The following is a 12,421-nucleotide window of genomic DNA, read 5'->3' as shown; positions in this document are numbered from 1 at the left end:
GGTGAATCCTACCCACCCGATCGACGGTTGGCTCATTGGCAAACCTGATGCTACTGATTGGTTTTCGCTATTAGCCGAGCGTATTAATAGAAGAAAACGTGATCTATAGCGCCAACGGCTTTTCAGTGATTCGGGTCATCCCGAGAAACGGGCTGGCTTCAACATAGCGCATGGCTGACTTCATATCCTTCCAGCCCACGTAATTCATCAACGACTTCAAATCCCAACCGCTCTGATGGGCCCAGGTGGCAAAACCACGACGCAAGGAGTGACTGGTGTAGTGCTCGGCCGCAATGCCGGCGCGCTCCAGTGCCTGGCGCAACAATGGGATCACACTATTGGCGTGCAAGCCCTCCTCGCTCAAATGGCCCCAGCGGTCGATGCTCCGAAACACGGGGCCACGGACCAACGCGGCTTCGGTAATCCATTCGATGTGGGCCTGCACCGGGCACAGGCGCTGCAAGGCGGGAGTCTGGTAGGTCCGGCCGAGGTTCTCGCGATCGCCCTTGCTGCGTGGCAAGTAGAGGGTAATGCCTGAACCGGCGCTGGCTTGTACATGCTCGATCTGCACGCGGCACAACTCATCGCTACGGAAACCACGCCAGAAGCCCAGCAGGATCAGTGCGGTGTCGCGCCTAGCTCTCAACAAACCCGCTCGATCGCCTTGCGCCCTGGCGGTTTGCGCTTCCTGCTCCAGCCAGGCGATCACTTGCTCCAGATGTTGAAGCTGCAAGGGTTCGGCCTGTTTTTCCTGCGCCGGGTGCAGCGCGCGGATGCCCTTGAACACTTTGCGCACCACAGGCGCCTTGGTGGGATCGGCGAAACCCTGGCTGTTGTGCCACTGCGCCAACGCGGACAGGCGCAACTTCAACGTATTGATCGACAACACGCCCGCATGCGCCACCAGATAACGCGCCACGCTATCGCTGGTCGCCGGCAGGAAGCCGCCCCAACTGACTTCGAAATGCTCGATGGCTGCCCGATAGCTGCGACGAGTGTTGTCGCGGGTGGCGGCTTGCAGGTAGCGATCCAGATCGGTCATGGGCTCAGTTCTCGAAAACGTACCGGGTAAGTGAGTGAAAACCCACGACATTGTTTATCACGCGGGGTAATACCAGTATATCCCGCATGAGTTATCACAAGTTTTTAACTTTAAGCATGGCATGGTACATTGCGTATATTGGTGGTACGTACCACAGTATCAAATCGTAGGAGAACACATGGCACGTGGCGGCGTAAACAAGGCACTGGTGCAAGCGGCACGCTCGGCAATCCTCGCCCGGGGCGAACACCCGAGCATCGACGCAGTGCGGATCGAAATGGGCAATACCGGCTCGAAAACCACGATCCATCGCTACCTGAAGGAGCTCGATGACGGCACCGAACCCGCGCAAGCCCCTTCCGAGCCGATCGATGATGAGCTGGCAGCGCTGGTAGCGCGGCTGGCGCAACGCCTGAAAGAACAGGCGCAAGAGCCCATCGACCAGGCACGCGCGCAGTTCGAGCAACAACGAAAAGAGCTGGAAACCCAGCTGCACGAGGCCCGCGAGGCCAATACCGAATTGCAGCAGCAATACGAAATTCAAAGCCTGGCACTGACCCAGGAATCGGCGGAACTGCACGACACCCGCTCGATGCTGCAAACCGAGCAAACCCGCAACGCCGGGTTGAACCAGGCGCTGGCGGATTTCGAATTGCGCTTGCAGGACAAGGACGAGCAGATTCGCTCACTGGAAGAAAAGCACCTGCACGCCCGCGAAGCACTGGAGCACTATCGCAACGCCGTCAAAGACCAGCGCGAACAGGAACAGCGACGCCACGAAGGTCAGGTGCAGCAGATTCAGATGGAGTTGCGTCAAGCCCAGCAAAGCGCACTGGTACGCCAGGATGAAATCACCCAACTGCATCGCGACAACGAGCGCCTGCTGACCGAAAACCGTGGCACGTTGCGGGAGTTGAGCCTGTTGCAGGAGCAACTCAAGTACACCAACAGCCGACAGGATCAGTTACTGGAGCAGGTCACCCGCATCGACAGCGAACGCACCCTCCTCCAGGAACGCTTGCGCATCGCCTTGCTGGAAAGCCAGTCGCTCAAGCAGAACGTCGACGAGCAGTCGCACATCAACAAAGCGTTGGAAGTTGAACTGATCAAGTTGCAGGCAAGTCTGGATGAAAGCGTGCGCCTGGCCGCTGCCGTTGCGACAGGGCCAGACGCATCAGCGCCACAGAAGAACGATTAACCCGCGACTGGTGTGCGCAGGGTAACGAACTCTTCGGCGGCTGTCGGATGCACGCCGATGGTTTCGTCGAAGTCGCGCTTGGTCGCGCCCGCTTTCAGGGCAATCGCCAACCCTTGCACGATCTCGCCAGCGTCCGGGCCGACCATGTGGCAACCCAGGACCTTGTCGGTCTTGGCGTCTACCACCAGTTTCATCAGGGTACGTTCCTGGCATTCAGTCAGGGTCAGCTTCATCGGCCGGAAACGGCTTTCGAAGATCACCACATCGTGCCCTGCTTCTCGCGCTTCTTCTTCGGTGAAGCCGACAGTGCCGATGTTCGGCAAGCTGAACACGGCGGTCGGGATCATCTTGTAATCCACGGGGCGATATTGCTCAGACTTGAACAAACGCCGCGCCACGGCCATACCTTCGGCCAGAGCAACCGGCGTGAGTTGTACCCGACCAATCACATCGCCTAGGGCCAGAATCGACGGTTCAGCAGTTTGATACTGCTCATCGACCTCGACAAAACCTTTCTTGTCGAGTTTGACGCCGGTGTTTTCCAGCCCCAGGTTGTCGAGCATCGGACGCCGACCGGTGGCGTAGAACACGCAGTCCGCCACCAGCTCACGACCATCCTTGAGCGTCGCCTTCAGGCTGCCATCGGCCTGTTTGTCGATACGCTCGATGTCGGCATTGAATTGCAGGTCCATGCCGCGCTTGGTCAGCTCTTCCTGCAAATGTTTGCGCACTGCACCGTCGAAGCCACGCAGAAACAGATCACCGCGATACAGCAGCGTGGTCTCAGCGCCCAGCCCGTGGAAAATCCCGGCGAACTCCACCGCAATGTAACCACCGCCGACCACCAGAACGCGCTTGGGCAGCTCTTTCAGGAAGAATGCCTGGTTGGAACTGATCGCATGCTCGTGCCCCGGAATCTCAGGAATCTGCGGCCAGCCACCGGTGGCAATCAGGATGTTTTTGGCGGTGTAACGCTCGCCATTGATCTCGACCTGATGCGGATCGACGATCTTCGCGTGACCTTCATGCAAGGTCACACCACTGTTGACCAGCAGATTGCGATAAATGCCATTCAGGCGATTAATCTCGCGATCCTTGTTGGCGATCAGCGTCGCCCAGTCGAACGTCGCTTCACCCGGGGTCCAGCCGAAACCTTGCGACTGCTCGAAGTCTTCAGCGAAGTGCGCGCCATAGACCAGCAGCTTTTTCGGCACACAGCCGACATTCACACACGTACCGCCCAGGTAGCGGCTCTCGGCCACGGCGACTTTCGCACCAAAACCGGCCGCGAACCGCGCAGCCCGCACACCGCCGGAACCGGCGCCAATCACATATAGGTCAAAATCGTAGGCCATTACTATCTCCTCGGCAGGCCACCAGCATACCTGCGGGAGGCCTTTGGGCAAGCGTTGCAAACTATTTGGGGCCGGAAAATGAAAAAGCCACCCGAAGGTGGCTTTTCAATACAAGCAGGTCAGGCGCTATCAGTAAGCCTTGCCAGTCTTGTAGAAGTTCTCGAAGCAGAAGTTGGTCGCGTCGATGTAGCCTTCGGCGCCACCGCAGTCGAAACGCTTGCCTTTGAACTTGTAGGCCATGACGCAGCCGTTTTGCGCTTGCTTCATCAGGGCGTCGGTGATCTGAATTTCGCCGCCCTTGCCTGGCTCGGTCTGTTCGATCAGGTCGAAGATGTCCGGGGTCAGGATGTAACGGCCGATGATCGCCAGGTTCGACGGTGCATCTTCAGGTTTTGGCTTCTCGACCATGCTGTGAACGCGATAGATGTCGTCGCGGATCATCTCGCCGGCAATCACGCCGTACTTGTTGGTTTCTTGAGGATCGACTTCCTGGATGGCCACGATCGAGCAGCGGAACTGCTTGTACAGCTTGACCATCTGGGTCAGTACGCCGTCACCTTCGAGGTTGACGCACAAGTCGTCCGCCAGTACCACGGCGAAAGGTTCGTCGCCGATCAGCGGACGACCAGTCAGAATGGCGTGGCCCAGGCCTTTCATTTCGGTCTGGCGAGTGTAGGAGAACGAGCACTCGTCGAGCAGTTTACGGATGCCGACCAGGTATTTTTCCTTGTCAGTGCCCTTGATCTGGTTTTCCAGCTCGTAGCTGATGTCGAAGTGGTCTTCCAGCGCGCGTTTGCCGCGACCGGTGACGATGGAGATTTCGGTCAACCCGGCATCCAGTGCTTCTTCGACGCCGTACTGGATCAGTGGCTTGTTTACCACCGGCAGCATTTCTTTGGGCATGGCTTTAGTCGCTGGCAGGAAGCGAGTACCGTAACCGGCTGCTGGGAACAAGCATTTCTTGATCATATAAGTCCTTGAAAGGGCTGTGTGTACGAGTTTCGGCGCAGTCTAATCAGGCGGCGTGCACCTTACAATGCCCCGCACTGGCTAACCGACGCCATCATAGAGAAATATTCTGATGGATAGTTCCGCAGATAAGCTGCACAACCTCTTATACATAGCAGAGATCGACGATCTGCGTGACCATCAGCCGAACGAAAATCTGCCCTACCCTACACCCATCAGCACCGGTTGGGGGCATTTGGCGCTATGATTGCGCACTTGAACCAGTCAACGAGGCAGATAGATGTCGGCAGCAAAAAGCGTCAACGGGTACCTGATCAATCAGGCGAAAGACGGCCAGTGGTGGATAGACAGCGTCGGCGGCGAGAACATTGCCGGGCCGTTCCCTACAGAAGCGTTGGCGATTGAAGTGGCATCGGTGTTGCAGGATCAACCTGCGGCACCCAAGCGGCGCGGCAAGGACAAGCCTTGAGCTGAACCTGGCGTGACCGCGGCCCTGTCTTTGCACAGGGCTTTTTTGTGAATGCCTGCAATGAAGTGGCCAATCGCTATAACCTTTCGTTGCAACCACTGTCATAGCGTTTAGCCCCATCACTGACGATGACCACGACATGAAAAAAATTTTGCCACTGATTGCGGTACTGGCCCTGAGTGGCTGCGCCACGTCCGAAACGACTTACCTGAAAAATGGCGAGCAGGGCCTGTCCATTGACTGCTCCGGAGAAGCCAACGCCTGGGCCAGTTGCTACGAAAAAGCCGATGCCTCTTGCGCCGGCACCGGCTATCGGATCGTCGGTACCGACGGCACACCTTCGACCAAGGAAAGCGACAAAACCCTGGGCGTCGACGTCGGCAATTACAAAAGCCGCAGCGTGGTAGTGGTCTGCAAGTAGGGCGCCCAATGCCCTACATATGGATTTCGGCGAACTTGATTCCGAGCCCGCGCACAGTCTCGATCAAGTCGTCGAGGCGACTGAAGGACTCGACTTCATCGTTTTCATCCACCAGGAAAAAGCTGCGCCCGGCGCTTTTCTTGAAAAATACGATCCACTCCCCCGGATTCGCCGGGTTCTGAATCACATGGGTAGCAGAGATATGACCCTCTGCATGGCGCTCCCGCACCTGCTCTCGTTTCATGCTCGACTCCAGAAATGACAATGCCGTCAAAGTGCGACTTTGACGGCATGGATGCTGACCGGGGGTAGTTTATCAGCCGGAAATGCACGCGGTGGCGGCATTGCGCACATCCCATGGGCGCAACGGCACATTGGAGATTCGCTCATGCAGTTTGATGCTGCTGCCACCGGAGCGGTCTTCAATGTCAAACACCGCTGCCGGCCCCGAGGAGAACTTCTGCGGCACAATTACCCGCATGCCATCCTTTTGCGGCTCGACTTGCAGGGCCCCACGGCTATTGGCCAACTTCTCGACCAGGCACTGGGCGTACTCATGGGGCTTCTTGCCTGAAATCACGTTCATGGTAGGCAGCGACGCAGTGATGTCCGAGACCGTCGCACACCCACCCACTGCCAATGCAAACGGCACAACCAGAACACCCCATTTCATATGAAACCTCCGATAAAGACCCTCCGACAGCACAGATGCTGTTTTTCTCCAAGGCTCCCTGCTTTTATCGCTCATAGAATTCCAAATAACTGTTTTTAATTGTCAAAGCGGCCCCCGACAGCCAGATAATAACCTGTTCGGGCTGATAAACTGCGCCAATCGCCCATGCTATCGTTTTGATTTTGTAGAAAAAGCCCTTTTGGAGGCGCCTCATGAAATTTATCCACCAGCGCGAGCACCTCAACGAAGACGACATCGTCGTCATTCAGTGCTCCCAAATGTGCAACATCCGTTTGATGAACGACGCCAACTTCCGCAGCTTCAAGAACGGCGGCCGTCACACTTATCACGGTGGCGCATTCGACACCTTCCCGGCCCGGATCACCGCGCCGAGCACTGGTTTCTGGAACATCACCATCGACACGGTCAACCGCCGGCCGATCAGCGTGACCCGCAAGCCGACCCTGACGCACTCGATCAAGATCATCCGCCGCTCCAGCTCGAAGCTGAGCTGAACCCACACCCGAACAAGCAGGTATGACCGTGGCCCAGACGACCAAATACGTCATCAAATACAAACTCAACGGCGAGCGTCGGTTCGAATTCGCCCAACTTGAACACGGCACCGCAGAAGAAGCCAAGGCTGCGCTGGACGCCATTCACGGCCAGACGGATGACGTCATCAGCGAGATCAGTGTTAGCAAAGCACTGTAACGCGATCTGGAGCGACAACATGGACGTCTGCTCCCCTCGTGAATTCGACCGCAAGCGCCGGAGTGCCTGCTCCCGCAACGCTCACTAAACTGGCCGCCTCGACCTTTTGGTCAAGGAGTCAGAACCCTTGCTTACCGATCCGATTCACCACGATGCCCTCGACTGGGGCAGGCTTACGCAGCAACTCGACCAGGATGGCTGCGCGATCATCAAATCGCTTTTAAGCCATAAGACCTGCGATGAAATAAGCGCCCTGTACGACCGCCCTGACCCCTTTCGTTCGAAAGTGGTGATGGCGCGCCACGGCTTTGGCCGTGGCGAGTACAAATACTTCAGATACCCGCTGCCGGATCCGGTGGCCCGGTTGCGCAGCGCGCTCTACCCTCCACTGGTTCCCATCGCCAATCGCTGGTACGAATGCATGGATCTGTCGACCCGTTTCCCCGAATCCCATGAAGCGTTTCTGCAACGCTGTCATGCCGCCGGTCAGGAACGCCCGACACCTTTATTGCTGCAATACGGCCCGCAGGACTACAACTGTTTGCATCAGGATCTGTACGGCGAACACGCGTTCCCGCTGCAAGTGGCGATTCTGCTGTCAGAACCGGGAGAAGACTTCACCGGTGGCGAATTTGTGCTGACCGAACAACGCCCACGGATGCAATCGCGCCCACAAGTCATCGGCCTGAAGAAAGGTGACGCGTTGATTTTTGCCGTGAGTCAGCGCCCAGTAAAAGGCGTTCGCGGCTATTACCGAGTAACCCTGCGTCATGGGGTGAGTCGCCTGCACAGTGGAAAACGGCATACCCTTGGAATCATCTTTCACGATGCGTTATGAGCCCATGACCCCGATCACCTTCGATCTGTTTGCCGACATCGAACCCGAGCAGCAGCCCAGGCGCGAGCAGATCGGCGAACAATCCTACGTTCTCAGAGGCTTCGCCCTGCCCTGGCTCGACCGATTGCTGCCGGCGCTGGAAGCGGTTCTGGCAGCGGCGCCGTTTCGGCAGATGGTCACGCCCGGAGGTTTTACCATGTCGGTGGCCTTGAGCAGTTGCGGCACCTGGGGCTGGACCACCGACCGCAACGGCTACCAATACACCCGCAACGATCCGCAGACCGGCGCCCCTTGGCCTGAGATGCCCGAGGTGTTTTTTGAACTGGCCCAGGCGGCAGCGCAAGAGGCAGGGTTTATGGCGTTCGTACCAGATTCCTGCCTGATCAACCACTATGTTCCCGGGGCCAGGATGTCGTTGCATCAAGACAAAAACGAAAACACCTGCACAGCCCCCATCGTGTCAGTGTCTTTGGGGTTGCCGGCGACGTTCCTGTTCGGTGGTTTCGAACGCAGCGCGAAAAGCCAGCGGGTGCCGCTGTTTCACGGCGATATCGTGGTCTGGGGCGGCGTGGACCGTTTGCGTTACCACGGCGTCTTGCCGATCAAGGACGGCCAGCATCCACGGTTGGGCGAACAGCGGATTAATTTCACCTTTCGTACCGCGCGATGACGCAGTCGAATTCGACCGCAAGACCCGGAGTGTGGCGTCGGTGCCGTCTGGTTAATCTGCATGAAACGGGTCAACGGACATGAAGCCATGACAACGCAATCGACAACAATCGCCACCGAAAATGATCCTCGCTGGGCCGCCGTGGTCGCGCGCGATCCCCGTGCCGACGGGCAGTTTGTGTATGCGGTGAAAACCACCGGTATCTACTGCCGCCCCAGCAGCCTGGCACGCCTGCCTAAACCGCAGAACGTCGAATTCTTCGACACGGCCGAGCAAGCTCAGGCGGCGGGTTATCGCCCCAGCAAACGGGCCGCGAAAGATCAAAGCGACGTCGCCGCCCAACATGCCGCGACCGTGGCCGCCGCATGCCGTCAAATCGAATCCGCCGAAACGTTGCCGGCGTTGAATGAACTGGCGGATGCGGCCGGTTTGAGCAGTTTCCACTTCCATCGCGTGTTCAAGGCCATCACCGGCCTGACGCCCAAGGGCTACGCCAGCGCCCATCGCTCACGCAAGGTTCGCGAGCGGCTGATCGACGGTGGCACGGTCACCGACGCGCTGTACGACGCCGGATTCAACTCCAACAGCCGTTTCTATGAGGCAGCGGATCAATTGCTCGGCATGACACCCGGCGACTATCGCGCGGCCGGGCAGAACAACGACATTCGTTTTGCCGTCGGCCAGTGCTCTCTGGGAGCGATTCTGGTGGCACAAAGTGATCGCGGCGTCTGTGCAATTCTGCTGGGGGACGACCCTCATCAACTGGTCTGTGATCTGCAGGACAAGTTTCGCCGCGCCAATCTGATTGGCGCCGATCATGAGTTCGAGCAGTTGATTGCCAAGGTCGTTGGTTTTATCGAAGCCCCGGCCCTCGGCCTGGACTTGCCGCTGGACGTACGCGGCACGGCGTTTCAGGAGCGGGTGTGGCAAGCCCTGCGGGAGATTCCCGCCGGCAGTACCGCCAGTTATGCCGATATCGCTCAGCGCATCGGCGCACCGAAAGCCATGCGCGCCGTGGCCCAGGCCTGTGGCGCGAACAGTTTGGCGGTGGCAATCCCTTGCCATCGCGTGGTGCGCAGCGACGGCAACCTGTCGGGCTATCGCTGGGGCGTGGAGCGCAAGCGTCAGTTGCTGGAGCGTGAAAACGCGTCCGGGTCCTGAATGCCGATATAGACCGCCACGGACTCCGGCCCGGTGTAGACCTCGAAGTCCGTGGCGAACTTGCGACGAACCTGCGGGTTGTCCTCGAAGTAGGCCCAGATAAAGCCCCAGGCCTGAATGACGCTATCGGGCATCGCCCCTTTGGCGCTGAACACCAGGTAATCACCGCCCTCAACCTGAATCTGCGCAAAGCCCTCGCAGGGTGCGGTGACCGCCGCACCCGCGGTCACATCGAAGTGGCCCGATGCGTCGGACTCGTAGCTGGAATACACGCCGTACATAAAGGAGTCCGGCTGTTTGTGGGCGATCTTGTCGAAAATATCCTCGACGAAAAATTGTTCCCACATAGGGCCGATACGTGCGGTATCCGGCTGCTGCTCTGCGGCATTGAGGGTTCGCACCTGCAAACCCGAGACGCTAAAGGGTTGCACTTCACGCAGTTTTACATCCATGGGTCGATAGTTCCTTGTCGCTTCAGTTTGTCTGTTTGATTGGCGTCGAGACAATCAACGATTGACGTCGACCACCACCCTGCCGCGCAACTGGCCAGCGAGCAAGCGCGGCGCGGCGTCGATGGCTTCGCTCAAGCCGATTTCGTGGCTGATCAACGGTAACAAGGCAAAATCCAGGTCCTCGGCCAAGCGATTCCAGGCCAGTATCCGCCGGGCTTTGGATTGGGTCACGCTGTTGATCCCGGCCAGGGTCACACCGCGTAAAATGAACGGTGCAACGGAAGCCGGGAAGTCCATGCCCTGGGCCAGACCGCAGGCGGCGACGGTGCCGTTGGCCATGGTGCTCGCGCAAGCGTTAGCCAGTGTGTGACTGCCGACCGAGTCTATCACCGCCGCCCAACGCTCCTTGGCCAACGGTTTGCCCGGCTCCGACAACGCGGCGCGATCGATGATATCACTGGCACCCAATTGCTTGAGGTAGTCATGTTCGGAGGTGCGGCCCGTGGAGGCCACCACGCGGTAGCCGAGCTTGCTCAGCAGCGCGATGGCGAAACTGCCTACGCCACCGTTGGCGCCCGTCACCAGCACCTCGCCCTGCTCTGGACTCACTCCGTTATGCTCCAGCGCCAGAATGCTCAGCATCGCCGTGTAACCGGCCGTGCCGATGGCCATTGCTTGCGCGGTGGTGAACGCTTTGGGCAGCGGGATCAGCCAATCGCCATTCAGGCGAGCTTTCTGCGCCAGCCCGCCCCAGTGTCCTTCGCCGACGCCCCAGCCGTTGAGCAGGACTTGATCACCGACCTTGTAGTCCGGATGACTGCTGGCTTCGACAGTGCCTGCCAGATCGATCCCCGGCACCATCGGGAATTTGCGCACCACCGGGCTGCTGCCGGTGATCGCCAGCCCATCCTTGAAGTTCAGCGTGCTGTACGCCACACGCACCGTCACATCGCCCTCGGGCAATTGATCGTCAGCGATCTCTTGCAGTGTGGCCCGGTAACCGCTGTCGTCTTTGTTGATCAAAATGCCTTTGAACATCACTGCCTCCAGGTGGAATCGCTCAGTTGTCGTGCTGTTGAAATAACACAGGGAACCCCATCACCGTACCCGACTTTAAGCCAATCCCCATCGGCTGGCGCCTTGTAGATCATCCCTTACTCATAAAAAGCTCGACTGGCCTTGCGCCAGGCATTATTGATACAAACTCGCTTCTACCGTCCCTGCCCTGTTTCGACGTCGGAGAACACTGCACATGAGCCAATGGCCAGACACCCGCATTCTTGACCTGCTCGGGATCGAGCTGCCGATCATCCAGGGCCCTATGGCCGGCGCGACGACTTCGGCCATGGTGATTGCTGTGTGCAACGCCGGCGGCCTGGGCTCGATGCCCGCCGCAATGCTGAGTATCGAGCAGTTGCGCGAAGAACTGAAAACGATTCGCCAACACACCCAGCGCCCGCTCAACGTCAATTTCTTCTGCCATCAACCTCCACCGCCCGATGAACAGCGCGCCCGGGACTGGAAGAATCTGCTGGAGCCGTATTACCGGGAATTGGGTGTCGACTTCGATGCGCCGACGCCGGCGTCCAATCGTGCGCCCTTCGATCACGCGGCCTGCGAAGTGATCGAAGAGTTTCGTCCCGAAGTGGTGAGTTTTCACTTTGGTCTGCCGGAAAAGTCCTTGCTGGATCGGGTAAAAGCCACCGGGGCGAAAATCCTTTCCTCGGCCACCACCGTCGATGAAGCGATCTGGCTGGAGCAGCATGGCTGCGATGCGATCATTGCGATGGGTTACGAGGCTGGCGGTCACCGGGGGATGTTTCTCAGCGATGACTTGAGCAGCCAGGTGGGTACTTTTGCGCTGGTGCCACAAATCGTCGATGCGGTGAAAGTGCCGGTGATTGCGGCCGGCGGTATAGGCGATGCGCGGGGCGTCGCGGCGGCTTTTGTGCTGGGCGCCTCGGCGGTCCAGGTGGGCACGGCGTATTTGTTCACGCCGGAGGCCAAGATCAGCGCGTCCCACCACAGGGCGTTGCGCGCGGCCAAGGAAAGCGAAACGGCGGTCACCAACATTTTCACCGGGCGCCCGGCGCGGGGGATTCTCAATCGGGTGATGCGTGAGCTCGGACCGATGAGCGCCAAAGCGCCGGCCTTCCCTTTGGCGGGCGGTGCGCTGATGCCATTGCGGGCTAAAGGAGAAGCGGATTTCAGCAACCTTTGGGCCGGACAGGCGTTCACCCTGGGCGTTGAAATGACTTCGGCAGAGCTTACCCGGTGTTTGGCTGAGGAAGCGCTCGCCAAACTGACTCACCGCTAATCCCTGTGGCGAGGGGGCTTGCCCCCGTTCGAGTGCGTAGCACTCGCAAAATCTACAATAACTGCAAGATTCTGGGGCTGCTTCGCAGCCCAACGGGGGCAAGCCCCCTCGCCACAAAAAACCCTCACCACAGTTCGGTGCC

General features: G+C 58.8%; 16 protein-coding genes. 9 read left to right on the top strand and 7 right to left on the bottom strand.

The genetic code is table 11. The features are described from left to right. Positions 1 to 103: 103 nt before the first annotated feature. On the bottom strand, positions 104 to 1,042 hold the full coding sequence (locus tag J3D54_RS22670) for a site-specific integrase (protein WP_253422865.1): 939 nt from the start codon (positions 1,040 to 1,042) through the stop codon (positions 104 to 106). Between the two features lie 178 nt (positions 1,043 to 1,220). On the opposite strand from J3D54_RS22670, the gene J3D54_RS22665 reads away from it, so the two are divergent. Beyond that, a complete protein-coding gene (locus J3D54_RS22665; protein WP_253422862.1) occupies positions 1,221 to 2,240 on the top strand; it encodes a DNA-binding protein in 1,020 nt (339 codons plus the stop codon). On the opposite strand, the gene gorA is transcribed toward J3D54_RS22665, so the two are convergent. Both gorA and galU read right to left on the bottom strand, forming a co-directional pair. Next, complete coding sequence (gorA, locus tag J3D54_RS22660) at positions 2,237 to 3,595, bottom strand: glutathione-disulfide reductase (RefSeq protein ID WP_253422859.1); 1,359 nt, start codon at positions 3,593 to 3,595, stop codon at positions 2,237 to 2,239. The two genes, J3D54_RS22665 and gorA, sit on opposite strands and share 4 nt — an antisense overlap. Positions 3,596 to 3,724: 129 nt before the next feature. After that, positions 3,725 to 4,564, bottom strand: coding sequence for a UTP--glucose-1-phosphate uridylyltransferase GalU (gene galU / locus J3D54_RS22655; RefSeq protein ID WP_003182953.1), 840 nt, complete (start codon positions 4,562 to 4,564; stop codon positions 3,725 to 3,727). 280 nt (positions 4,565 to 4,844) lie between these two features. Between galU and J3D54_RS22650 the strand changes: the two genes are divergently transcribed. Next, a complete protein-coding gene (locus J3D54_RS22650; protein ID WP_007935646.1) occupies positions 4,845 to 5,033 on the top strand; it encodes a hypothetical protein in 189 nt (62 codons plus the stop codon). 139 nt (positions 5,034 to 5,172) lie between these two features. After that, positions 5,173 to 5,454, top strand: a complete 282-nt coding sequence (locus J3D54_RS22645; RefSeq protein WP_253422856.1) for a hypothetical protein — start codon at positions 5,173 to 5,175, stop codon at positions 5,452 to 5,454. Between the two features lie 13 nt (positions 5,455 to 5,467). Here the strand turns inward: J3D54_RS22645 and J3D54_RS22640 are convergent, their stop codons facing one another. Together J3D54_RS22640 and J3D54_RS22635 are read right to left on the bottom strand one after the other, a co-directional pair. After that, complete coding sequence (locus J3D54_RS22640; protein ID WP_253422853.1) at positions 5,468 to 5,698, bottom strand: hypothetical protein; 231 nt, start codon at positions 5,696 to 5,698, stop codon at positions 5,468 to 5,470. 72 nt (positions 5,699 to 5,770) lie between these two features. Next, positions 5,771 to 6,127, bottom strand: coding sequence for a hypothetical protein (locus tag J3D54_RS22635; RefSeq protein WP_253422850.1), 357 nt, complete (start codon positions 6,125 to 6,127; stop codon positions 5,771 to 5,773). A gap of 212 nt (positions 6,128 to 6,339) precedes the next feature. On the opposite strand from J3D54_RS22635, the gene J3D54_RS22630 reads away from it, so the two are divergent. The 5 genes from J3D54_RS22630 (at position 6,340) to ada (ending at position 9,510) form a co-directional block, all read left to right on the top strand. Further along, positions 6,340 to 6,642 (top strand): DUF1883 domain-containing protein, encoded by a 303-nt coding sequence (locus J3D54_RS22630; protein ID WP_007900033.1) that lies wholly within the window; start codon positions 6,340 to 6,342, stop codon positions 6,640 to 6,642. A gap of 28 nt (positions 6,643 to 6,670) precedes the next feature. Next, complete coding sequence (locus J3D54_RS22625) at positions 6,671 to 6,841, top strand: hypothetical protein (protein WP_253426855.1); 171 nt, start codon at positions 6,671 to 6,673, stop codon at positions 6,839 to 6,841. Between the two features lie 127 nt (positions 6,842 to 6,968). Further along, entirely contained in the window at positions 6,969 to 7,679 is a 711-nt protein-coding gene (locus J3D54_RS22620; RefSeq protein ID WP_253422847.1) for a 2OG-Fe(II) oxygenase, read from the top strand. Beyond that, positions 7,669 to 8,349, top strand: coding sequence for a DNA oxidative demethylase AlkB (alkB, locus tag J3D54_RS22615; RefSeq protein WP_253422845.1), 681 nt, complete (start codon positions 7,669 to 7,671; stop codon positions 8,347 to 8,349). The genes J3D54_RS22620 and alkB overlap by 11 nt, the downstream gene beginning before the upstream one ends. Positions 8,350 to 8,436: 87 nt before the next feature. Continuing rightward, positions 8,437 to 9,510, top strand: coding sequence for a bifunctional DNA-binding transcriptional regulator/O6-methylguanine-DNA methyltransferase Ada (gene ada / locus J3D54_RS22610; protein ID WP_253422843.1), 1,074 nt, complete (start codon positions 8,437 to 8,439; stop codon positions 9,508 to 9,510). Here the strand turns inward: ada and J3D54_RS22605 are convergent. Both J3D54_RS22605 and J3D54_RS22600 read right to left on the bottom strand, forming a co-directional pair. Next, the gene (locus J3D54_RS22605; protein WP_253422841.1) at positions 9,474 to 9,962 is read right to left on the bottom strand and encodes a GyrI-like domain-containing protein; all 489 of its coding nucleotides are present in this window, start codon (positions 9,960 to 9,962) and stop codon (positions 9,474 to 9,476) included. The genes ada and J3D54_RS22605 overlap by 37 nt on opposite strands. Before the next feature lie 54 nt (positions 9,963 to 10,016). Beyond that, positions 10,017 to 11,000, bottom strand: a complete 984-nt coding sequence (locus J3D54_RS22600) for an MDR family oxidoreductase (protein ID WP_253422839.1) — start codon at positions 10,998 to 11,000, stop codon at positions 10,017 to 10,019. Positions 11,001 to 11,214: 214 nt separating this feature from the next. Between J3D54_RS22600 and J3D54_RS22595 the strand changes: the two genes are divergently transcribed. After that, positions 11,215 to 12,279, top strand: a complete 1,065-nt coding sequence (locus J3D54_RS22595) for a nitronate monooxygenase family protein (RefSeq protein ID WP_253422836.1) — start codon at positions 11,215 to 11,217, stop codon at positions 12,277 to 12,279. The last annotated feature ends 142 nt before the right edge of the window (positions 12,280 to 12,421 follow it).

The organism is Pseudomonas sp. GGS8 (genome assembly GCF_024168645.1).
GTDB lineage: Bacteria > Pseudomonadota > Gammaproteobacteria > Pseudomonadales > Pseudomonadaceae > Aquipseudomonas.
Note: the sequence above shows the minus strand (reverse complement) of the source record. Positions and strands in the feature narration are given on the sequence as shown.

What these genes read in the sequence shown, in the direction of transcription:
- J3D54_RS22670 (WP_253422865.1), bottom strand. Translation starts at nt 1,042, where the DNA reads ATGACCGATCTGGATCGCTACCTGCAAGCCGCCACCCGCGACAACACT.
- J3D54_RS22665 (WP_253422862.1), top strand. Translation starts at nt 1,221, where the DNA reads ATGGCACGTGGCGGCGTAAACAAGGCACTGGTGCAAGCGGCACGCTCG.
- gorA (WP_253422859.1), bottom strand. Translation starts at nt 3,595, where the DNA reads ATGGCCTACGATTTTGACCTATATGTGATTGGCGCCGGTTCCGGCGGT.
- galU (WP_003182953.1), bottom strand. Translation starts at nt 4,564, where the DNA reads ATGATCAAGAAATGCTTGTTCCCAGCAGCCGGTTACGGTACTCGCTTC.
- J3D54_RS22650 (WP_007935646.1), top strand. Translation starts at nt 4,845, where the DNA reads ATGTCGGCAGCAAAAAGCGTCAACGGGTACCTGATCAATCAGGCGAAA.
- J3D54_RS22645 (WP_253422856.1), top strand. Translation starts at nt 5,173, where the DNA reads ATGAAAAAAATTTTGCCACTGATTGCGGTACTGGCCCTGAGTGGCTGC.
- J3D54_RS22640 (WP_253422853.1), bottom strand. Translation starts at nt 5,698, where the DNA reads ATGAAACGAGAGCAGGTGCGGGAGCGCCATGCAGAGGGTCATATCTCT.
- J3D54_RS22635 (WP_253422850.1), bottom strand. Translation starts at nt 6,127, where the DNA reads ATGAAATGGGGTGTTCTGGTTGTGCCGTTTGCATTGGCAGTGGGTGGG.
- J3D54_RS22630 (WP_007900033.1), top strand. Translation starts at nt 6,340, where the DNA reads ATGAAATTTATCCACCAGCGCGAGCACCTCAACGAAGACGACATCGTC.
- alkB (WP_253422845.1), top strand. Translation starts at nt 7,669, where the DNA reads ATGCGTTATGAGCCCATGACCCCGATCACCTTCGATCTGTTTGCCGAC.
- ada (WP_253422843.1), top strand. Translation starts at nt 8,437, where the DNA reads ATGACAACGCAATCGACAACAATCGCCACCGAAAATGATCCTCGCTGG.
- J3D54_RS22605 (WP_253422841.1), bottom strand. Translation starts at nt 9,962, where the DNA reads ATGGATGTAAAACTGCGTGAAGTGCAACCCTTTAGCGTCTCGGGTTTG.
- J3D54_RS22600 (WP_253422839.1), bottom strand. Translation starts at nt 11,000, where the DNA reads ATGTTCAAAGGCATTTTGATCAACAAAGACGACAGCGGTTACCGGGCC.
- J3D54_RS22595 (WP_253422836.1), top strand. Translation starts at nt 11,215, where the DNA reads ATGAGCCAATGGCCAGACACCCGCATTCTTGACCTGCTCGGGATCGAG.